Source organism: Bilifractor sp. HCP3S3_D3, from assembly GCF_052063915.1.
Classification (GTDB): Bacteria; Bacillota; Clostridia; order Lachnospirales; family Lachnospiraceae; genus Bilifractor.
This window is the reverse complement of record NZ_JBQHWP010000007.1, coordinates 94,889-115,110: the sequence shown is the minus strand read 5'-3', so window position 1 is coordinate 115,110 and position 20,222 is coordinate 94,889. Positions and strand designations below refer to the sequence as shown.

21 protein-coding genes are annotated in these 20,222 nt (G+C 51.4%); 20 read left to right on the top strand and 1 reads right to left on the bottom strand.

What is annotated here, in order from left to right:
• From ACTNDI_RS06010 to thiI, 13 genes are all read left to right on the top strand, one after another.
• Positions 1-1,077, top strand: coding sequence for an L-threonylcarbamoyladenylate synthase (locus tag ACTNDI_RS06010; RefSeq protein ID WP_441099891.1), 1,077 nt, complete (start codon positions 1-3; stop codon positions 1,075-1,077).
• Between the two features lie 74 nt (positions 1,078-1,151).
• Positions 1,152-1,586 carry a ribose 5-phosphate isomerase B gene (gene rpiB, locus ACTNDI_RS06005; RefSeq protein ID WP_441099889.1) on the top strand — a complete coding sequence of 145 codons (435 nt, stop codon included), beginning with the start codon at positions 1,152-1,154 and terminating at the stop codon, positions 1,584-1,586.
• Between the two features lie 198 nt (positions 1,587-1,784).
• Positions 1,785-2,414 (top strand): uracil phosphoribosyltransferase, encoded by a 630-nt coding sequence (gene upp, locus ACTNDI_RS06000; protein WP_441099887.1) that lies wholly within the window; start codon positions 1,785-1,787, stop codon positions 2,412-2,414.
• 131 nt (positions 2,415-2,545) lie between these two features.
• Positions 2,546-3,034 carry a deoxycytidylate deaminase gene (locus tag ACTNDI_RS05995; protein ID WP_441099885.1) on the top strand — a complete coding sequence of 163 codons (489 nt, stop codon included), beginning with the start codon at positions 2,546-2,548 and terminating at the stop codon, positions 3,032-3,034.
• A 96-nt stretch (positions 3,035-3,130) separates the two neighbouring features.
• The gene (locus ACTNDI_RS05990; protein ID WP_441099883.1) at positions 3,131-3,490 is read left to right on the top strand and encodes a cupin domain-containing protein; all 360 of its coding nucleotides are present in this window, start codon (positions 3,131-3,133) and stop codon (positions 3,488-3,490) included.
• 545 nt (positions 3,491-4,035) lie between these two features.
• The gene (hrcA, locus tag ACTNDI_RS05985; RefSeq protein WP_441099881.1) at positions 4,036-5,130 is read left to right on the top strand and encodes a heat-inducible transcriptional repressor HrcA; all 1,095 of its coding nucleotides are present in this window, start codon (positions 4,036-4,038) and stop codon (positions 5,128-5,130) included.
• A gap of 182 nt (positions 5,131-5,312) precedes the next feature.
• Positions 5,313-5,990, top strand: a complete 678-nt coding sequence (gene grpE, locus ACTNDI_RS05980; RefSeq protein WP_441099950.1) for a nucleotide exchange factor GrpE — start codon at positions 5,313-5,315, stop codon at positions 5,988-5,990.
• A 38-nt stretch (positions 5,991-6,028) separates the two neighbouring features.
• Complete coding sequence (gene dnaK, locus ACTNDI_RS05975; protein ID WP_441099879.1) at positions 6,029-7,918, top strand: molecular chaperone DnaK; 1,890 nt, start codon at positions 6,029-6,031, stop codon at positions 7,916-7,918.
• A gap of 105 nt (positions 7,919-8,023) precedes the next feature.
• Complete coding sequence (gene dnaJ, locus ACTNDI_RS05970) at positions 8,024-9,178, top strand: molecular chaperone DnaJ (protein ID WP_441099877.1); 1,155 nt, start codon at positions 8,024-8,026, stop codon at positions 9,176-9,178.
• A 475-nt stretch (positions 9,179-9,653) separates the two neighbouring features.
• A complete protein-coding gene (gene prmA / locus ACTNDI_RS05965; protein WP_441099875.1) occupies positions 9,654-10,613 on the top strand; it encodes a 50S ribosomal protein L11 methyltransferase in 960 nt (319 codons plus the stop codon).
• Between the two features lie 15 nt (positions 10,614-10,628).
• The gene (locus ACTNDI_RS05960) at positions 10,629-11,369 is read left to right on the top strand and encodes a 16S rRNA (uracil(1498)-N(3))-methyltransferase (protein ID WP_441099873.1); all 741 of its coding nucleotides are present in this window, start codon (positions 10,629-10,631) and stop codon (positions 11,367-11,369) included.
• Positions 11,370-11,488: 119 nt separating this feature from the next.
• Positions 11,489-12,646, top strand: a complete 1,158-nt coding sequence (locus tag ACTNDI_RS05955; protein WP_441099871.1) for a cysteine desulfurase family protein — start codon at positions 11,489-11,491, stop codon at positions 12,644-12,646.
• 139 nt (positions 12,647-12,785) lie between these two features.
• Positions 12,786-13,976, top strand: a complete 1,191-nt coding sequence (gene thiI / locus ACTNDI_RS05950) for a tRNA uracil 4-sulfurtransferase ThiI (protein WP_441099869.1) — start codon at positions 12,786-12,788, stop codon at positions 13,974-13,976.
• Between the two features lie 692 nt (positions 13,977-14,668).
• Here thiI and ACTNDI_RS05945 read toward each other — a convergent pair.
• A complete protein-coding gene (locus ACTNDI_RS05945; protein WP_441099867.1) occupies positions 14,669-14,908 on the bottom strand; it encodes an HPr family phosphocarrier protein in 240 nt (79 codons plus the stop codon).
• A gap of 66 nt (positions 14,909-14,974) precedes the next feature.
• Here ACTNDI_RS05945 and mtaB point away from each other — a divergent pair, with 66 nt between their 5' ends.
• The 7 genes from mtaB to ACTNDI_RS05910 all read left to right on the top strand — a co-directional run bounded on the left by mtaB (position 14,975) and on the right by ACTNDI_RS05910 (position 20,024).
• Positions 14,975-16,312 carry a tRNA (N(6)-L-threonylcarbamoyladenosine(37)-C(2))-methylthiotransferase MtaB gene (gene mtaB / locus ACTNDI_RS05940; RefSeq protein ID WP_441099865.1) on the top strand — a complete coding sequence of 446 codons (1,338 nt, stop codon included), beginning with the start codon at positions 14,975-14,977 and terminating at the stop codon, positions 16,310-16,312.
• A gap of 202 nt (positions 16,313-16,514) precedes the next feature.
• Positions 16,515-16,787 carry an IreB family regulatory phosphoprotein gene (locus ACTNDI_RS05935; RefSeq protein ID WP_441099863.1) on the top strand — a complete coding sequence of 91 codons (273 nt, stop codon included), beginning with the start codon at positions 16,515-16,517 and terminating at the stop codon, positions 16,785-16,787.
• Complete coding sequence (ruvX, locus tag ACTNDI_RS05930) at positions 16,787-17,239, top strand: Holliday junction resolvase RuvX (protein ID WP_441099861.1); 453 nt, start codon at positions 16,787-16,789, stop codon at positions 17,237-17,239. The genes ACTNDI_RS05935 and ruvX overlap by 1 nt, the downstream gene beginning before the upstream one ends.
• A 13-nt stretch (positions 17,240-17,252) precedes the next feature.
• Complete coding sequence (locus ACTNDI_RS05925) at positions 17,253-17,507, top strand: DUF1292 domain-containing protein (RefSeq protein ID WP_441099859.1); 255 nt, start codon at positions 17,253-17,255, stop codon at positions 17,505-17,507.
• Between the two features lie 24 nt (positions 17,508-17,531).
• Entirely contained in the window at positions 17,532-19,199 is a 1,668-nt protein-coding gene (locus ACTNDI_RS05920; protein ID WP_441099858.1) for a ribonuclease J, read from the top strand.
• Position 19,200: 1 nt separating this feature from the next.
• Complete coding sequence (locus ACTNDI_RS05915) at positions 19,201-19,530, top strand: YlbF family regulator (RefSeq protein WP_441099856.1); 330 nt, start codon at positions 19,201-19,203, stop codon at positions 19,528-19,530.
• A 35-nt stretch (positions 19,531-19,565) separates the two neighbouring features.
• Positions 19,566-20,024: an endolytic transglycosylase MltG gene (locus ACTNDI_RS05910; RefSeq protein ID WP_441099855.1), complete on the top strand. Its 459-nt coding sequence runs from the start codon at positions 19,566-19,568 to the stop codon at positions 20,022-20,024.
• Positions 20,025-20,222: the final 198 nt, after the last annotated feature.

Below are 20,222 nucleotides of genomic sequence, written 5' to 3'. Positions count from 1 at the left end.
ATGGAAGTGAACCGATCCATGCAGACTGGAAAAGCAAAAATTGTCAGGATGACGGAAGATAACCTGGATATGGATGCCCTTCGTGAGGCGGGAAGAATTCTGAGAGCGGGAGGCCTTGTCGCATTTCCGACGGAGACGGTCTACGGACTTGGAGGAAATGCCCTGGATCCTGAGGCTTCCCGAAAGATCTATGCCGCGAAGGGAAGACCCTCGGACAATCCGCTGATTGTACACATCGCTGATCTGGAGCATCTTTTTCCGCTGATCCGTGAGTTCCCGGAGGGAGCGAGGAGACTGGCAGAGAGATACTGGCCGGGACCGCTGACCATGATTTTTCAGAAGACCGATCTGGTTCCCTATGAGACAACGGGAGGGCTGGATACGGTGGCGGTCCGTTTTCCGGACAATGCCATTGCAAGGGAGATGATCCGTCAGGGAGGCGGATATGTTGCCGCGCCGAGCGCAAACACCTCCGGAAGACCGAGCCCGACGCTCGCCAGTCATGTGGAGGAGGATCTCGGCAGCAAGATCGATATGATCATTGACGGAGGTCAGGTGAATATCGGTCTGGAGTCTACGATTGTGGATTTCAGTGAGGGACATCCGGTCATTTTGCGTCCGGGTTTTCTGAATCAGGAGATGTTGGAGAAGGTGATCGGAGAGGTCACAGTTGACCCTGGTATCATGTCCGAGAATATTCATGTGCGGCCGAAGGCGCCGGGCATGCGGTACAAGCATTATGCGCCGAAGGCAGATCTTGCGATCGTAGAGGGACAGCCGGAGGCTGTTTTTTCAAAAATCCGGGAGCTTACCGAAAAGAGGCTTTCAGAGGGCTTTCGTGTCGGTATCATCTGCACAGAGGAGAGCCGGGACAGGTACACAGAAGGAGATATCCGTTGTATTGGAAGCAGGGCAGACGACAGGACGATTGCGCACCATCTATATGAGATTCTGCGGGACTTCGATGCTGACGGGGTTGACTATATCTATACAGAATCCTTTGAGACACCGAGAATGGGTCAGGCAATCATGAATCGTCTGATCAAGGCGGCCGGCCATGAAGTGATTCAGGCGTGAGAGGTGCCTGACCGGGTTTTCAGAAAGAGGCAGATACAGATCAGCACATGCGTGCTGCAGAGAAGGAGGACAAAATGATAGCACTTGGATGTGACCATGGCGGTTACCGGCTGATGCAGGAGGTCAAAACTCATCTTGATGCTAAGGGAATCGCATACAGGGATTTTGGATGTTTCAGCGAAGAATCTGTCGATTACCCGGATTATGCCCACAAGGTCGGGCACGCTGTTCAGGATGGAAGCTGCGAGAAGGGAATCCTGATCTGCGGTACCGGAATCGGCATCTCGATCACTGCAAATAAGATGAAGGGAATCCGCTGCGCACTCTGCACGAACGAGTATATGGCGAGGGCAACGCGGGAGCATAACGATGCAAATATCCTTGCGATGGGCGGAAGAGTCACGGGACCCGGAGTTGCGTGCGGAATTGTAGACGCGTTCCTCGACACACCGTTCTCGGAGGGGGAGAGACATATCCGAAGGATCCGTAAGATTGAAGAGGAACAGTAACGAGGCGAAAATCGGATTGCCGGAAGAGAGCCCGCTGCATGTTGCAGAGGCACAACTCGTGGAAACAGTAATGCAAAGGACCTGGATGCCGGAAGGAAGCGGTAATTCGCCGGAGAATGCTGCACCTGTGTCCGGATGGAGACAGATCGTTTGTGAGGAACCTGTGTCTTGCAGTTATATGAGTGGAAAGGAAGAAAAATGGGAAAAGTAATTATTATGGATCATCCGCTGATCAAGCATAAAATCGGAATCATCCGCGAGGAAAGTACGGGGACCAAGGAATTTCGCGAGATTATCTCCGAGATTGCCATGTTGGAGTGCTATGAGTCAACACGCAGTATTCCTCTTGAGGACGTAGAGATTCAGACACCGATCACAAAAACAACCGTTCAGAGACTGGCCGGCAAGAAGCTGGCCATCGTACCGATTCTTCGTGCGGGTCTGGGAATGGTTTCCGGTATCCAGACGCTGATCCCCGCCGCAAAGGTCGGACACATCGGCATGTACAGAGATCCGGAATCTCTTCAGCCGGTGGAGTATTACTGCAAGCTCCCCTCCGACATTGAAGAACGTGAGGTTTTTGTGGTAGATCCGATGCTGGCGACCGGAGGCTCTGCCTGTGACGCGATTCGTCAGCTGAAAAAGCATGGATGCCAGAAAATTCATTTTCTCTGTATCATTGCGGCACCGCAGGGACTGGAGCGCCTGAAGAAGGAACATCCGGATGTATCCATCGTGGTAGGCGCGCTGGACGATCATCTGAATGAACAAGGATACATTGTGCCCGGACTCGGCGACGCGGGAGACAGAATTTTCGGAACAAAGTAAAGCGCCGACATGTTGTGAACGGGGATACACACGGTATAAGCTGCGGATTGCCCATGCTTCGTACACTTGCGATCCTACAGGCGATCTGTCTGCGTTTTCGAAGGGCTTATACACAGAATGCTGGAGGAACGATGTCAGATAAGCGAAAAGATTATATTTCCTGGGATGAGTATTTTATGGCAGTTGCCAAGCTGGCAGGCATGCGTTCCAAGGATCCGAATTCCCAGGTGGGATGCTGTATCGTGAGCCAGGACAACAAGATTCTTTCCATCGGCTATAATGGATTTCCGAGAGGCTGCTCCGATGATGCCTTTCCGTGGGCCAGAAGCAACGAGGATCCGCTGAAAACAAAGTATGTCTACGTGACGCACAGCGAGCTGAACGCGATCCTGAATTACCGGGGTGGAAGTCTCGAAGGGGCAAAGCTGTATGTCTCGCTTTTCCCGTGTAATGAATGTGCGAAGGCAATTATCCAGGCGGGAATCCGGAAGGTTATCTATGATGACGACAAGTATGACAAAACACCTTCCGTCATTGCATCGAAAATGATGTTTCAGGCAGCTGGAGTAGAGTTTGAAAAATATAACTCCTCGGGCAGGATACTCACAATCCGTGTCTGAGAAAAAACAGAATGTCAACACATACAGGTCAGGGTTCAATATTCAGGATAAGGACAAGTGCATCGGCTTTAAAAACCAGACAGGAGGGGACAGGAAATGGTCCGTAAAGAGAACGTTACTTATGTAGATGGCCTTGCAGGAGGAAGAGGAAGAGCAAAGGTTTCCCATATTGTGTCCAGGGAGGAGCTTATGGGGCATGGAAGGATGTACGCAAAGGTTACACTTCCGCCAGGCGCAAGCGTAGGCTGGCATCAGCATGTACATGACACGGAGCCTTACTATATTCTGAAGGGCCACGGTGATTTTATTGATAATGACCACAGGATTTATCATGTGTCAGCCGGAGACGTCTGCGTGATTGAGGTCGGACAGTATCACAGCATGGAGAACAATTCGGACGATGATCTGGAGTTCATGGCATTGATCTACAATGAAGCCGGGTATCTGAACGACTGACAGGAACAGATACGTGGTCAGTGCGGCGAAGGACATCTGACACGTGACATATGGCGAGGAACACATGCCATACTACATACTAAGCAGTGACAAGTCCCTGACATTTTAATAGAAGCATTACAAATGATTCAACAGAAGCATTACAAGGGATAAAGCTGCGCTCTTGCGCGGTATTATATGCCGACAGGCAGCAGGCTGGAGCAGACAGGGAACTGTGACGGCCTGTTTTTTTTACGCGAACAGTGAGCCGCAGCCGAATGCGAAGTGTTGGATTTTCTGATAGGTCATTCCTTCCGGAGGATTGTTCAAATATTTTTTGCGATGAATTGCCATAAGAATTAACCCGAAAATAATTTGCCATTAGCGCCGCGCTCAATTCACCGCGCATTCACCGCGCAACAGCAAAAGTAGTTGACAAAAAAATAATGCAGTGCTATCTTATGAAACATAGGCGTTAGCACTCTGCAATTTAGAGTGCTGACAAACCGGCAAAGGGAACGATCCTGCCGGAGATCAATCCTCAGAAGGAAGAAAGGAGCCAAGGAGTGGGAGAAGATTTGGATGAACGAAAAAAGACGATTCTAAAGGCTATTATCCAGACATACCTGGAGACGGGAGAGCCTGTCGGATCACGGACAATTTCCAAATACACAGACCTGAATCTAAGCTCCGCGACCATCCGAAATGAGATGTCGGATCTGGAGGAAATGGGGTATATTATTCAGCCGCATACTTCGTCCGGACGGATTCCCTCCGATAAGGGATATCGGCTTTATGTAAACGAGCTGATACAGAAAACAAATCAGGATGCTGAAGCACAGACGCTGATGATTCAGAAAACGGATCGTATGGAGAAGGTACTGAAGCAGGTCGTGGATGTGCTGGCACAGAACACCAATTATGCGACAATGATTGCGGGACCGTCGTATCATCAGAACTCATTGAAGTTCATTCAGTTGTCCCGGATCAATGAGAAACAGCTTCTCGCGGTAGTGGTGGCACAGGGGAATCTGGTCAAAAACCAGATGATTGACCTCAAGGAATCTATTGATGAAGACGATATTCTGAAACTGAATCTGCTTCTGAACAACGAGCTGAACGGAAAGACAATCGGCGAGATCAATCTGGACATGATCACTCGGATGAAGCAGCAGGCAGGCATTCATAGCGAAGTCATCAGCAGTGTGATCGATGCAGTGGCAGAGACCATACAGCCGGGAGAGGAGGACATGCCGATCTATCTGAGCGGTGCGACAAATATTTTCGACTATCCGGAACTTGCGGATTCGAAAAAAGCCAAGGAGCTGATGACCGCGTTCGGAGATAAGAAGGAACTGGCTGAGATGATCCGCGAGACGGCTCCGGGCGAGGAAGCCTCGAACGGGATCACCGCCTATATCGGGAACGAATCCCCGATTCAGGGCATGAAGGACTGCTCCGTTGTCACCGCAAACTACAATCTTGGAAACGGGATGAAAGGAACGGTCGCTATTGTAGGCCCTCGGAGAATGGATTATAAGAAAGTAGTAGAAAATCTGAAGCAGCTGAAATCACAGATGAATGCTCTCTTTGGAAACGGAGACGCCAAGCTCGAGACCTCGTCCGATCATGACATTATCGATGACAGCACAGAGTCCTAGCAGACCGGGATCCGGGAGTACACGAAGAAGTGATTAATCCATGCGGAGATTCACATTAGATTTAGAAGCAATAAAAACAGAAAGGCGGGACAGACATGGCAGACGTGAATAACAGCAGGCGGGGCGCCGACGGGGCAGACCCGAAAGCAGAGGAAAAAAGAGCCATGAAGAAGGATAATCATATGAACGAAGAAAAAGCAAAAGATACAGAGAAACGTACAGCAGAAGCAGATACGATGAAGGAAGAGAAGACAGAAAAGGAAGACGGAGTTCGTAACGGAAAAGCCGCGGATCAGACCCAAGAGAAGGCAAGGCAGAATGAAGCCGGGAAATCTGATTCCAAAGAGAAGCAGGATGAGGCGAAAAGCGACGGCTCTGTGGAAAATGGTGATAATGCGAAAGGATCCGGTTCCGGGAAAAAGATAAAAAAGGACAAGAAGGATGAGAAGATTGAAGAACTCACCGACAGACTGCAGCGTCAGATGGCTGAGTTCGACAATTTCCGCAAGCGCACGGAGAGAGAAAAATCCGAGATGTTCGATATGGGCGCGAGAGATGTTATCGAGAAGATCCTTCCGGTGGTCGATAATTTTGAAAGAGGACTTGCCGGAGCGGATGAGTCGGATTCGTTCGTTCAGGGGATGAACAAGATTTACAAGCAGATGACGAAGATCCTGACAGATATGGGCGTTGAGACCATCGAGGCGGAGGGCGCCGAGTTTGATCCGAATCTTCATAATGCGGTGATGCATGAGGACAACCCGGATGTCGGTGAAAACATCATCACACAGGAGCTTCAGAAGGGATATAAGTACAAGGATGTCGTAGTTCGTCACAGTATGGTGAAGGTGGCCAACTGACATTACAGAAAAACAGATCCGATCAGGAGGAAAATAGAATGGGAAAAATTATCGGTATTGACCTTGGTACAACAAACAGCTGTGTAGCCGTTATGGAAGGTGGAAAACCCACCGTTATCGCGAACGCGGAAGGAAGCCGTACGACCCCGTCCGTTGTTGCGTTCACAAAAACAGGAGAGCGTCTGGTAGGCGAGCCGGCAAAGCGTCAGGCAGTTACAAACGCGGATCATACGATTTCATCGATCAAGCGTCACATGGGCTCCGATTACAGAGTCACCATTGACGGCAAGAGCTACACTCCGCAGGAGATCTCCGCGATGATTCTGCAGAAGCTGAAGAGTGACGCGGAAGGCTATCTTGGAGAAAAGGTCACAGAGGCCGTCATCACCTGCCCGGCATATTTCAATGACGCACAGCGTCAGGCGACAAAGGACGCCGGCAAGATCGCCGGACTTGATGTAAAGCGTATCATCAACGAGCCGACAGCAGCGGCGCTGGCTTACGGCCTGGACAATGAGAAAGAGCAGAAGGTTATGGTATACGATCTCGGCGGCGGCACCTTCGATGTGTCCATCATCGAGATCGGCGACGGAGTCATCGAGGTACTGGCTACCGCCGGCAATAACCATCTGGGCGGCGACGACTTTGATAAGAGAGTTGCCGATTATATCGTAAGTGAATTCAAGAAGCAGGAAGGCATCGACCTCTCCGGCGACAAGATGGCGATGCAGAGAATCCGTGAGGCGGCAGAGAAGGCAAAGATCGAGCTTTCCAGCGCGACCACCACGAACATCAACCTTCCGTTCATCACCGCTACGGCGGACGGCGCAAAGCATCTGGATCTCAACCTGACAAAGGCAAAATTCGACGAGCTGACCGCAGATCTTGTGGAGGCGACCGCGGAGCCGGTAAGAACTGCTCTGAACGACGCAGGACTTACCGCATCTGACCTTGCGAAGGTTCTTCTGGTCGGTGGTTCCACACGTATCCCGGCGGTACAGGACAAGGTAAGACAGCTGACCGGACATGAGCCGAGCAAGAACCTGAACCCGGATGAGTGCGTGGCAATCGGCGCATCGATTCAGGGAGGCAAGCTGGCCGGAGATGCTGGAGCCGGAGACGTGCTTCTGCTCGATGTCACACCGCTGACCCTTTCCATTGAGACCATGGGAGGAATCGCGACACCGCTGATTCCGAGAAATACCACAATCCCGACGAAGAAGAGCCAGATCTTCTCCACGGCAGCGGACAATCAGACCGCAGTGGATATCAACGTCGTACAGGGTGAGCGTAAGTTCGCCAGAGACAATAAGTCCCTCGGACAGTTCCGTCTGGACGGAATCCCGCCGGCAATGCGTGGCGTTCCGCAGATCGAGGTAACCTTCGATATCGACGCGAACGGCATTGTAAACGTATCCGCAAAGGATCTCGGAACCGGCAAGGAGCAGCACATCACGATCACTTCCGGATCGAGCATGAGCGACGCGGAGATCGACAAGGCAGTCAAAGAGGCAGCGCAGTACGAGGCTGAGGACAAGAAGAGAAAGGAAGCCGTAGATACGAAGAATGAAGCGGATTCGACGGTATTCCAGGTAGAGAAGGCTCTGAAGGAAGTCGGCGACAAGGTGCCGGCGGATCAGAAGAGCGGCGTTGAGGCAGACCTGAACGCACTGAAGGATCTGCTCGCGAAGGCTCCGGCAGACGGAAGCCTGACTGACGCGCAGGTAACGGACATCAAGGCGGCGAAGGAGAAACTGATGAATTCTTCACAGGCTCTGTTCACGAAGATGTACGAGAACATGCAGCAGAATCAGGGCGGCCCGAATCCGGGCGCAGGCGCAGGCCCGCAGGGCGGCGCTCAGGGCGGAAGCAGCGCAGGCAATAACGGCGGCGATGACGTCGTAGACGCAGACTACAAGGAAGTCTGATTCAGATTACAGGAGACAGCGATGTTCCGGTCACGGGTTTCGATCCGTTCGGCCGGAACTCGTTCTCTGATTTTTAGAAACAGAAGCAGATTGTGAGGAAAATCAATGGCTGAAAAGAGAGACTATTACGAGGTCCTGGGGGTCGACAGGAATGCGGATGAGGAGACCATCAAGCGGGCGTATCGTAAGCTTGCAAAAAAATATCATCCGGACATGAATCCCGGAGATAAGGATGCGGCCGAGAAATTTGCGGAAGCCAGTGAAGCGTATTCCGTTCTGAGTGATCCGGACAAGAGAAGACAGTATGATCAGTTCGGCCATGCTGCCTTTGAGAATGGCGGCGCCGGTGGTGCCGGCGGTTTCGGAGGCTTTGACTTCAATGACATTTTCGGATCCGGTGGATTTGGCGACATTTTCGGCGATATTTTCGGCGGCGGCGGAAGAAGCAGCACAAACAATGGCCCCAGAAGAGGCGCATCTCTGAGAGCTATTGTGCACATTTCATTCGAGGAGGCTGTATTCGGCTGCAAGAAGGAAATTGAGCTGACGCTGAAGGATACCTGCAAGACGTGCGGCGGTTCAGGGGCAAGACCCGGAACTTCACCGGAGACCTGTCCCCATTGTCACGGAACCGGTCAGATCAGGCAGACCCAGCAGAGCATGTTCGGTATGATTCAGAATATCCAGACCTGTCCGCACTGCGGAGGAACCGGAAAGATCATCCGTGATAAATGCCCAGACTGTCATGGAAGTGGGTTCACTTCCTCCAGAAAGAAAATTCAGGTCGATATTCCGGCCGGAATTGACGACGGACAGAGCATCCGCATCCGCGACAAGGGAGAACCAGGCGTAAACGGAGGCCCGAGAGGGGATCTGCTTGTGCAGGTAGCGGTTGCTCCACATCCGATTTTTCAGCGTGACGGTGTGGATATCTATTCATCAGCACCGGTCAGCTTTGCGCAGGCTGCACTGGGCGGGGATATCCGGCTGAATACGGTGGACGGCGATGTGGTGTATACGGTGAAGCCGGGAACTCAGACGGGGACGAGAATCCGGCTGAGAGGAAAGGGCGTTCCATCGATCCACAACAAAAATGTGCGGGGCGATCAATATGTGACATTGATTGTGCAGACACCCACAAATCTTTCAAAAGAGGCAAAGGAGCTTCTGAGAGAATTTGATGCCGAAAGCGGCAATTCTCTGGGAAGCGAAGAAGAGCCGAAAAAGAAAAAGGTAAGATTCGGGCGGAAAAAAGAGTAACGCCCATACGATAATCGTGCCATAAACGGTAATAGTGAAGAGCGGATTTCCGGTGTATACAGCCGGATGATCAGGAGGCTGTCGCATTGGTCTGAGCAGGGCCGGTACGGCAGCCTCCTTGCAGTCCGGGAGGAGGTATTTCTCTATTCATTCTCATTTCAAAACCGCTCTTTCAGGAAAACCGCTCTTTCAGGAAAATCGCTCTTTCAGGAAATATTCCTTTTCAAGAAGTGAAAATACGGTTATACTTCAAGAGACGAAAAAGACCGTGCGGTATCTATACCCCGACATCGGGTCCATACAAACCGCATTGCCGGTGAGAAAGCATTTTTCTTTGGCGGCTTCTTTTTGTTTGCCATGGATCCGTACACGGTGTATGTCCTGAGAGGAAACGGTTGATCTATCGGGAATTGTTTTTATACTGCGCATCCGGGCAATCCGGTAAGCGTGTCGATGAATGAGAGGATTTACAGAGATGAAATGGAAGAAATACCGTTTAAAGACAATCGAAGACGCGGAGGATATAGTCATTGCAACGCTCTATGACTGTGGCATTGAAGGCGCTGAGATTGAGGACAAGAAGCCGCTTACCAGAGAAGAAAAGGAGCAGATGTTTGTGGATATTCTGCCTGATCTGCCCGACGATGACGGCATCGCGTATCTGAATTTTTATCTGGACCCGGAGGAGACAGATACGGAAGCTGTCCTTCAGAAGGCAAGAGAAGCTCTGGACGAACTGCGTTCCTACACCGATATCGGGGAGGGAACGATCGAGGAGTCCGAGACGGAAGATAAGGACTGGATCAACAACTGGAAGCAGTATTTCAAACAGTTCTATGTGGATGATATCCTGATCATTCCATCCTGGGAGCAGGTGAAGGAAGAGGACAGGGACAAGATGATCCTTCACATCGATCCCGGCACCGCGTTTGGAACCGGAATGCATGAGACGACGCAGCTGTGTATTCGTCAGCTCCGGAAATACGTGAAGCCGGGGATGGAGATGCTGGATGTGGGAACGGGAAGTGGAATTCTCGGAATTGTCGCAGTCAAGTTTGGCGCAGGACATGTGCTTGGAACCGACCTGGATCCCTGCGCAGTGCCTGCGGTCGAGGATAACCGGAAGGCAAACGATATACCGGACGGCGCCTTTGACATGATCATCGGCAACATGATCGATGACCAGGAGACGCGGGACAAAGCGGGATATGGGAAGTATGATATCATTACGGCGAATATTCTGGCGGATATCCTGGTTCCGATGACTCCGGCGGTTGTGCCGGCGATGAAGAAGGACGGCATTTACATCACCTCGGGCATTCTTGAGGATCAGGCCTACAAGGTTCTGGATGCCTGCAGGGCGGCGGGGCTTGAAATTGTGGAGCAGACGCAGCAGGGTGAGTGGGTATCGATTACCGCGAGAAAGCCGGATTAAGGCAGGGACGGAGATATGTACAGATTTTTTGCGGACCGGTCACAGATTGAAGACGGTCTGGTCCATATTACGGGAGAGGATGTACAGCATATTCGTAATGTGCTGCGGATGCGTCCGGGCGAAACGATTCTGATCTCCTGCCAGGATGAGTGGGAGTATACCTGTGAGGTGGTTTCTCTTTCGGAGAAAGAAGTGGTCTGCAGGATCCTGGACGCACAGCTGCCCGGAAAAGAACTCCCGTCGAGGATTTTCCTGTTTCAATGTCTTCCCAAAGGTGATAAAATGGAGACCGTTGTTCAGAAGGCGGTCGAACTGGGAGCATATTCGGTGATTCCGGTCTCGTCCAGGCGGTGTATCATGAAGCTGGATGGGAAGAGGGCAGCGCAGAAGGTGGCCCGGTGGAACAAGATTGCGGAAAGTGCTGCCAAGCAGTCAAAACGTCTCATCATCCCCGAGGTTCATGATATCATGACGTTCGGGGAGGCTCTGGAATTTTCCCGAAGCCTTGATGTCCGGCTGATGCCCTATGAAATGGAGGGCGGAATGGAGAAGACGCGGTCGGTTCTGTCCGGCATACGGCCGGGACAGTCGGTGGGCGTCCTGATTGGCCCGGAAGGCGGGTTCGATGAGCGGGAAGCTGAGGATGCGAGAAAGAACGGGTTTACGACCATTACGCTCGGCAAGAGAATTCTCAGAACAGAGACTGCAGGAATGACCATGCTGTCGATCCTGATGTATCTTCTGGAAAGAGACTGACGGGGGCTTATACAGTTTGCGGCACGATGTAACGTATGGTGGTTTACTGAGATAAACGAACAAATATTTGTCTAAACCGCGGTATAAAGTGACAATGATAATATAGAAAGAACGGTAACATGGAAGCATATCTTGACAATTCGGCAACAACCCGCTGTTATGAGGAGGTTGCGGATATCGTGAGAAAAACGATGCTGGAGGATTACGGCAATCCTTCCTCCATGCATCAGAAAGGCGTTGATGCGGAAAAATATATCCGGAAAAGCGCGGAAATTCTGTCCGGGATTCTGAAGGTAAAGCCGGGCGAGATCTATTTTACATCCGGCGGCACGGAGTCGGATAACTGGGCGCTGTTCGGGACGGCGCTCGCGAACAGGCGCAGAGGCAGACGGATTATCACTACAGCGATTGAGCATTCGGCGATTGCGGCTCCGGCAGCGGCACTGGAGGCTATGGGCTATGAGATTGTCAAGCTTCCGGTTGGCAGAGACGGCGTTCTGGATCTTCATGATCTGGAGGAGGCGATGACGGAGGATACGATACTGGTGTCCGTCATGATGGTGAATAATGAGATCGGGTCCGTGGAGCCCGTGGCGGAAATCGGCGAAATGCTGCGCAGCCGGTATCCGGGTACTTTTTTCCATGTAGACGCGATTCAGTCCTTCGGAAAGTATCCGATCTATCCAAAACGAATGAAGATTGATATGCTCTCCGTCAGCGGACACAAAATCCATGGGCCAAAGGGATCGGGCTTTCTGTACATTGATCAGCGGGTGAAGATAAATCCACTGATCTATGGAGGCGGACAGCAGAACGGAATGCGTTCCGGAACGGACAATGTTCCGGGGATCGCGGGACTGGGTACCGCCGCGGAGAAAATCTGTGCATCGCTCAGGGAAAACGCGGAGCATATGTACAGTCTGAAGGAACATCTGGCAGAAGGCGTAGCGGATCTCGGGAAGATTCATATCAACGGACCGGCAGATCTCCGGCAGGGTGCTCCGCATATTCTGAATATTTCATTCGAGGGAATACGCAGTGAGGTGCTTCTGCATACCCTGGAATCCAGAGGTATCAGCGTTTCTGCGGGGAGTGCATGCTCCAGTCACAGGCGGGGAGGAAGCGCAACCATGGAGGCAATTCATGCACCGAGAGAAATCATGGAGTCTTCGGTGCGGTTCAGCTTCTGTGAACTGACGACGATGGAGGAGATTGATTACACCATTGGGGTACTGCATGAAGTGGTGCCGCAGCTCCGGAGATTCACCAGAAAATAAGATGTGGAGACGAGGATTCGCCATAAATTGACCGGTGGGGATGCGAATCAGAAGATTCACTGTGAGATGATACGCGATGCGTGTTTCGGGAGAGCGGGCAGCAGCGCGTGTGCAGGAAGGCAAAAGGGAAAGAAAATTTATGTATCAGGCATTTTTGATCAAATACGCGGAGATCGGTATTAAGGGAAAGAACAGACATCTCTTTGAGGATGCGCTTGTGCACCATATTGTCAGAGCGCTGAAGAGAGTAGACGGAACCTTTGATGTCACCAGAGAAATGGGAAGAATCTATGTCCGTGCTGATGGTGGCTTCGACTATGAGGGCGCGATAGAAGCATTGAAGACGGTGTTCGGGATCGCGGGTATCAGCCCGGTTCTGATCATCGAGAATATGGATTACGACAACGTCAAGGCACAGGTTGCGGAGTTTGTGAGAACCGTCTATCCGGAGGGAACACCGAGAACATTCAAGGTAGTTGCCAGAAGGCCGAACAAGAAATATCCTCATGATTCCATGGAACTCAATGCAGATCTGGGTGAGGCGGTGCTTCTCGGCTGCCCGTGGATGAAGGTTGATGTACACAATCCGGATGTGGTGCTTTCCGTAGAAGTGCGGCAGAGTATTTATGTCTACTCTGAGACAATACCAGGGCCGGGCGGAATGCCCGTAGGTTCGAACGGAAGCGCGGAGCTTCTGTTATCGGGAGGAATTGATTCTCCGGTTGCGGGATATATGATCGCAAAGCGCGGAGTAAAGATTGATGCGGTGTATTTCCATGCGCCGCCGTACACCAGTGAGCGGGCAAAGCAGAAGGTCGTTGATCTGGCAAAGCTCGTGGCGAGATATGCCGGACAGATCCGGCTTCACATTGTGAATTTCACGGATATCCAGATGGCAATCTATGAAAAATGTCCGCACGAGGAACTCACGATTATCATGAGAAGATACATGATGCGGATCGCGGAAATTTTTGCCGGACAGGACGGTGCGCTGGGACTGATCACGGGAGAGAGTATTGGTCAGGTTGCCAGTCAGACGGCACAGAGTCTTCTGTGTACCAATGCCGTGTGTACGCTTCCCGTTTACCGTCCGCTGATTGGCTTTGACAAGCAGGAGATCGTGGATCGGGCACAGCAGATCGGGACCTTTGATACTTCGATCCTTCCCTACGAGGATTGCTGCACGATCTTTGTCGCAAAGCATCCCGTGACCCATCCGATTCTGAAGGTCATCGAGCGCTCGGAACATAAACTGGATGATGTAATCGAACCGCTCATGAAAGAAGCGGTTGAGACGACGGAGACGATTGTGGTGAATGGAGAGGAATAAAATGGCGCTGCTTCGCAGCTTCCGTGCCGCTAACAGGCATTCGCATTCTCGCGGTGCTTCGCACCGCTTCATGCTCATACCTGTTGTCGTCGCTAATGTTCTTGCCCACTGGTGAGCAAGCTCCCCGTGGGCCAAGAACATATTGTATCACAAAGTGTATAAGCTACGGATTGCTCCGTGCTTCGCACTCTTGCAATCCTACAGGTGACCGACTTTGTCGGTCTGTCGCGGCGTTCGCCCCACCGCTTCACACTATGTGTGAGCGGCTGTGGCTCACTGCCCGCGCATATTCGCACTTCTGTGCCGCTTGCGCGTCACTTCGTGCTCATACCTGTTGCCTTCGAAATCGCATACAGTCTCTTACGCGCGCTTCGCGTGCGACGATCCTGTCTGCGTTTTCGAAGAGCTGTTCAAACTATGATACTGTATAAGTCCCCGCGTCACTTCGCTGCTTCGCAGCTTCCGTGCCGCTAACAGGCATTCGCATTCTCGCGGTGCTTCGCACCGCTCCATGCTCATACCTGTTGTCGTCGCTAATGTTCTTGCCCACTGGTGAGCAAGCTCCCCGTGGGCCAAGAACATTGCGACTGGACTTATACACGAAAAAAGATGCAGGGGAGCGCGATTGCGCTTCCTGCATCTTCCGATGTTCCCGTCATTTCCGATATATGCCGGATGAAGTGGGCAGAGGATTACTGCTCGATCAGATACGGTTTAAGAACCTCCATGACAGACTCAAGCTCGGAGCCTTCCGTGTGGATGTTCAGATCAATCGGTTTGGAAAGATCAAGGCTGAAGATACCCATGATGGACTTCGCGTCGATGACATATCTGCCGGACACAAGATCAAAGTCAAAGTCAAACTTTGAAATGGCGTTTACAAAGTTCTTTACTTTATCGATTGAATTTAATGAAATCTGTACCGTTTGCATTTAATATCCTCCCTTATTATATCGAAATTGCAGTAGTTTTCTTAAGCATTTGCTTAAATAATCTTAATGGTAAACAGGAGAAAAGTCAAGGTGTCAAGAGGAAAAAAGGCGGCTCTTCATAATCTGGGGTGCAAGGTAAATGCCTACGAGCTGGAGGCGATGCAGCAGATGCTGGAGAAGGCCGGATATGATATCGTGCCCTTTGAACCCGGCGCGGATGTATATGTGATCAATACATGTACCGTGACCAATATTGCGGACCGGAAATCGAGGCAGATGCTGCATAAGGCGAAGAAAATGAATCCGGACGCAATCGTGGTGGCCGTGGGATGTTACGCACAGGTCAGAGGGGAGGAACTTGAGAAGGATCCTGCCATTGATCTCGTCATTGGAAGCAACCGCAAAGAAGATCTGATTCGTGAACTGGAGCAGTTCAGAAGCAGCGGCGAAAAGCAGCTGGATACCAGCGACTGGTCCGTGGACAGGATGTATGAGAACCTTCAGATCGACCGCACGGAGGAGCATACCAGAGCCTTTATCAAAGTGCAGGACGGCTGCAATCAGTTTTGCAGCTACTGCATCATCCCCTATGCCAGAGGCCGTGTGCGGAGCCGCAAGATTCCGGATGTGCGGGAAGAGGTCGTGAGGCTTGCGGCTTCCGGGGTGCGGGAGATCGTGGTCACGGGAATTCATCTGTGCTCCTATGGAAGGGATATGGGAGAAGGAGAGGATCTGGTTGCGCTTCTGCGCGCTATTCACGATGTCAGCGGAATTGAAAGAATCCGTCTGGGATCCCTTGAACCCGGTTCGATGAGCGAGAATGTAATCCGAAGTCTGAGCGGGCTGCACAAGGTTTGTCCGCATTTCCACCTTTCCCTTCAGAGTGGATGCGCCAGGACGCTTCGGGACATGAACCGTCATTACACCCCGGAACAGTTCATGGAAGTAGTCCGGCTTCTGAGAAAGTATTACGAGCATCCCGCGATTACGACAGATATTATTACCGGTTTCCCCGGGGAGACAGAGGAGGATTTTGAGGAATCCCGCAGATTTGTGTCAGAGGTACATTTTTTTGAGACACATATTTTCCCATACTCCCGCCGAGAGGGCACCAGGGCGGCCGCGATGAAGGAACAGAACACGGAGGCGGTCAAAAAGCAGAGAGGGGCCGTGCTTCGGGAGACAGACATCCGGCGCAGAAAGGAATTTCTGAATTATTATATTGGAATGCCGGTGGAGGTTCTGTTTGAAGAGCAGGTCGAGCTGGATGGCAGGAAATACTGGACAGGTCATGGAAGAGAGTATCAGAAGATACTGCTCGCCGATACCAGAGATCTTACGAATCAGATGATGGTGGTTACACCGCAGGCGCTTGTGTCAGAGGAGTACCTGCTTGCGGTGTGAGCAGGATCTGCTGCGAGCTTTTACGGCGGACTTTCCGGAATCAGGAAAGATGTGCTGCCGGGTTGCCAATCCGGGACATCTGGTTTATAATGAATCATTACGAGTGTTCGGACGCGTGCGGGAGGTGTGAAGCTTATACAGCTTGTGACGCCGGATGCAGTTGGGCGGTTCTTTGCAGAAATAAGTAAGGATGTGAATAAGAATGACAGATTTGGGCAACACACAATTTTTCAGAGTAAATACAGAGAATGAGATTTCCGTGAAAAAGGTTCTGGATCTTGTATATCACGCAATGGAGGAGAAGGGATACAACCCCGTGAATCAGATCGTCGGCTATATCATGTCAGGCGATCCGACCTACATCACCAGTCATAATGGTGCCAGAAGCATGATTATGAAAGTAGAGCGCGATGAGCTGGTCGAGGAACTTCTTAAGGAGTACATCCGGAACGAGTCCTGGAAAGAGACCAGATAATGCGGATCCTGGGACTGGATTACGGGTCTGTAACGGTAGGCGTGGCAGTCAGTGACCCGCTCGGTCTGACAGCTCAGGCAGTGGAGACGATTGTCCGTCACAGAGAAAGCAAGCTTCGGCAGACGCTCGCCAGGATCGGAGAAATCTGCAGAGAATATCAGGTGGAGAAGATTGTGGTCGGACTTCCGCTGAATATGAATGACGAACCCGGAGAGCGTGCTGAGAAGGCAACGAAATTTGGTGAGCTTGTGCACCGGAGAACCGGACTTCCGGTGATCATGTGGGACGAAAGGCTTACGACCGTGGCGGCGGATGAGATCCTTGACGAGATGAACGTCCGGGGCAGGCACAACCGTAAGGCGGTGATCGATCAGATCGCTGCCGGCATCATTCTGCAGGAATGGCTCGACAACTGCGGCGGAGAGGAAACAACGGAAACAGATAGAGGATAAGCATCGGATTTCTATGGAAAAAATTTTATTTGAAACGGAAGACGGAGAAAAGCAGGAGTTTTTCGTCGAGGAAGAAACGCGGGTAGGCGGCGTGGATTATCTTCTCGTGACCGATTCTGACGGCGAGGAGGCAAACGCCTATATTATGAAGGATCTCTCGGAAGACGGCGAGGCGGAAGCACGGTATGTGATGGTCGAAGATGATGTGGAGTACGAGGCGGTGGCACGCATTTTCGAGCAGATGATGGACGACGTGTCTTTTGAGTGAATAAAAAATGAACGGAGGTATAATTTGAAAGGAAAAGAAAATACGAGTAAGCTGAAGATCATTCCGTTGGGCGGTCTGGAAGAAATCGGCATGAACATCACTGCATTCGAATACGAGGACAGCATTGTGGTGGTGGACTGCGGTCTGGCCTTCCCCGATGACGATATGCTCGGAATTGATCTGGTTATTCCGGATATTACTTATTTAAAGCAGAATATCCGCAAGGTGAAGGGGTTTGTGATCACCCACGGTCATGAGGATCACATCGGTGCACTTCCGTATGTGCTGCGTGAGATTAACGTTCCGATTTACGCGACCAAGCTCACGATCGGTCTGATCAGCCACAAGCTTGAAGAGCACAACATGCTTAAGAGTACGAAGATGAAGACGATCCGTTTCGGACAGTCGATCAATCTCGGACATTTCCGGATTGAATTCATCAAGACGAATCACAGTATTCAGGACGCGGCGGCGCTTGCGATCTATTCCCCCGCCGGGACGATCGTGCATACCGGCGATTTCAAGGTGGATTATACACCGGTATTTGGTGATGCGATTGATCTGCAGCGTTTTGCCGAGATCGGAAAGAAGGGCGTTCTCGCGCTGATGTGTGACAGTACAAACGCGGAGCGGCCCGGCTATACCATGTCAGAGCGTACGGTCGGCAGAACCTTTGATCAGATTTTTTCCGAACATCGGAATCAGCGTCTGATCATTGCCACATTCGCCTCAAATGTTGACCGTGTGCAGCAGATCATCAATTCCGCCTGCAAATTCGGCCGCAAGGTCGTTGTAGAAGGCAGAAGCATGGTGAATATCATCTCCATCGCACAGGAACTCGGATATCTGAATGTGCCGCAGAATACGCTCATCGATATCAATCAGATGAGAAATTATCCGGACAGTCAGATGGTGCTTGTCACCACCGGAAGCCAGGGAGAGTCTATGGCAGCCCTGTCGAGAATGGCGGCGGACATCCACAAGAAGGTGACAATTAAGCCCGGCGATCTGATTGTATTCTCCTCTCATCCGATTCCCGGAAATGAGAAGGCGGTCTCCAATGTCATCAATGAGCTGTATGAAAAAGGCGCGGAGGTTATTTTCCAGGATGTTCATGTATCGGGACATGCCTGCCAGGAGGACATCAAGCTGATTTACTCCCTGGTTAAGCCGAAGTACGCAATTCCGGTCCACGGCGAGTACCGCCATCTGATAGCGCAGAAGAATCTGGCACTTCAGCTGGGCATTCCGAAGGAAAATATCTTCGTCATGAAAACCGGAGATGTGCTTGAGCTGGATCAGAAGTCAGCCAGGGTGACCGGTAAGGTTGAGACGGGCGAGATTATGGTTGACGGACTCGGAGTCGGTGATGTCGGAAATATTGTCCTTCGGGACAGACAGCATCTGTCCGAGGATGGTATTCTGATTGTCGTTCTCACCCTTGAGAAATACGGCAGACAGCTTCTTGCCGGTCCGGACATTGTGTCCAGAGGCTTTGTCTATGTAAGGGAGTCTGAGGATCTGATGGATGAAGCAAGACTGATCGTTGAGGACGCTCTGAACGACTGCCTGGAACATCACATCACCGACTGGGGAAAGCTGAAGTCGGCAATCAAGGATTCACTGGGAAGTTTTGTATGGAAGCGTACGCAGCGCAATCCGATGATACTGCCGATCATTATGGAGGCATAAGATGGACAGCGTGAAGGAGAAGGCGGAGGAGCTCATTCAGGCTCTGGAACAGAGTGAGGACTTTATCAGGTACCGGAATCTTGAGAACCAGCTGAAGGAGATGCCTGAGCTCAGGCAGAAAATCAACGAGTACAGGCGTAAGGTCTACGAGATGCAGACCTCAGGCAGAGATCTCTATGACGAGACGGATTATGTGCTTAATGAGTATTCGCCGCTCCTGCGCAATGAGATTGCAGCGGATTATCTGGATGCTGAGAGCGCTGTCTGCAGAATGGTTCAGCGTGTCATAAACGCGATTAACCGGGAAGTCCATGTAGAAGTCCCCATGTGAACCGGACGGCGATTCAGGAAGGTAAGGAGTTTTTAATGGCAGCAGGGAAAAGGGAAGAGAAGGATGACAGCCTGGGATATCGTCTTGCACTGGGTGGAATAAAGGGTGTTGTCAGGATTCTTGTCATTATCGCGTTGATCATGATTCTGGTCTATCTGGGGAAACAGGCTTATTCGCTCGGCTATGAAATCTTTGATGAGAAGGCTGTGGATTCCGGAGACGGCCGGGCGGTTACCGTAACGATTACAGATGATATGTCGGTGCGGCAGATCGGCAAGCTTCTGATTTCCAACGGGCTTCTGAATGAGAGCGCAAACGCATTTGTGGTTCAGGAATTGATTTCCGGTTATCACGGGGAGATCCTGCCCGGAACATACACTCTTCGAACGTCCATGACTGCGGATGATATGTTCCCGGTCCTTGCGCAGGAGGAGGACTCTGACACTCCGGATAATGTTTCGGCTGACAGCGTGGAATCAACATCAGCGCAATAACGGTGTATATCTGTGTCATAGGCGGTCCATGATGGGCGCCGGGGACAGAAGGTGCATCGGCGCATAACGCGGCAGTCCGACATAGAGACACCGGAGCTGAGCATTGCTGTCATGATGGTATGACAGCTGCCGGATGATACATACAGGCAGACTGAAGACTGTTTCGCGCCGGACGGGCGTGCGGTTTATCGGTATAAG

What these genes read in the sequence shown, in the direction of transcription:
- ACTNDI_RS06010 (WP_441099891.1), top strand. Translation starts at nt 1, where the DNA reads ATGGAAGTGAACCGATCCATGCAGACTGGAAAAGCAAAAATTGTCAGG.
- rpiB (WP_441099889.1), top strand. Translation starts at nt 1,152, where the DNA reads ATGATAGCACTTGGATGTGACCATGGCGGTTACCGGCTGATGCAGGAG.
- upp (WP_441099887.1), top strand. Translation starts at nt 1,785, where the DNA reads ATGGGAAAAGTAATTATTATGGATCATCCGCTGATCAAGCATAAAATC.
- ACTNDI_RS05995 (WP_441099885.1), top strand. Translation starts at nt 2,546, where the DNA reads ATGTCAGATAAGCGAAAAGATTATATTTCCTGGGATGAGTATTTTATG.
- ACTNDI_RS05990 (WP_441099883.1), top strand. Translation starts at nt 3,131, where the DNA reads ATGGTCCGTAAAGAGAACGTTACTTATGTAGATGGCCTTGCAGGAGGA.
- grpE (WP_441099950.1), top strand. Translation starts at nt 5,313, where the DNA reads ATGAACGAAGAAAAAGCAAAAGATACAGAGAAACGTACAGCAGAAGCA.
- dnaK (WP_441099879.1), top strand. Translation starts at nt 6,029, where the DNA reads ATGGGAAAAATTATCGGTATTGACCTTGGTACAACAAACAGCTGTGTA.
- dnaJ (WP_441099877.1), top strand. Translation starts at nt 8,024, where the DNA reads ATGGCTGAAAAGAGAGACTATTACGAGGTCCTGGGGGTCGACAGGAAT.
- prmA (WP_441099875.1), top strand. Translation starts at nt 9,654, where the DNA reads ATGAAATGGAAGAAATACCGTTTAAAGACAATCGAAGACGCGGAGGAT.
- ACTNDI_RS05960 (WP_441099873.1), top strand. Translation starts at nt 10,629, where the DNA reads ATGTACAGATTTTTTGCGGACCGGTCACAGATTGAAGACGGTCTGGTC.
- ACTNDI_RS05955 (WP_441099871.1), top strand. Translation starts at nt 11,489, where the DNA reads ATGGAAGCATATCTTGACAATTCGGCAACAACCCGCTGTTATGAGGAG.
- thiI (WP_441099869.1), top strand. Translation starts at nt 12,786, where the DNA reads ATGTATCAGGCATTTTTGATCAAATACGCGGAGATCGGTATTAAGGGA.
- ACTNDI_RS05945 (WP_441099867.1), bottom strand. Translation starts at nt 14,908, where the DNA reads ATGCAAACGGTACAGATTTCATTAAATTCAATCGATAAAGTAAAGAAC.
- mtaB (WP_441099865.1), top strand. Translation starts at nt 14,975, where the DNA reads ATGGTAAACAGGAGAAAAGTCAAGGTGTCAAGAGGAAAAAAGGCGGCT.
- ACTNDI_RS05935 (WP_441099863.1), top strand. Translation starts at nt 16,515, where the DNA reads ATGACAGATTTGGGCAACACACAATTTTTCAGAGTAAATACAGAGAAT.
- ruvX (WP_441099861.1), top strand. Translation starts at nt 16,787, where the DNA reads ATGCGGATCCTGGGACTGGATTACGGGTCTGTAACGGTAGGCGTGGCA.
- ACTNDI_RS05925 (WP_441099859.1), top strand. Translation starts at nt 17,253, where the DNA reads ATGGAAAAAATTTTATTTGAAACGGAAGACGGAGAAAAGCAGGAGTTT.
- ACTNDI_RS05915 (WP_441099856.1), top strand. Translation starts at nt 19,201, where the DNA reads ATGGACAGCGTGAAGGAGAAGGCGGAGGAGCTCATTCAGGCTCTGGAA.
- ACTNDI_RS05910 (WP_441099855.1), top strand. Translation starts at nt 19,566, where the DNA reads ATGGCAGCAGGGAAAAGGGAAGAGAAGGATGACAGCCTGGGATATCGT.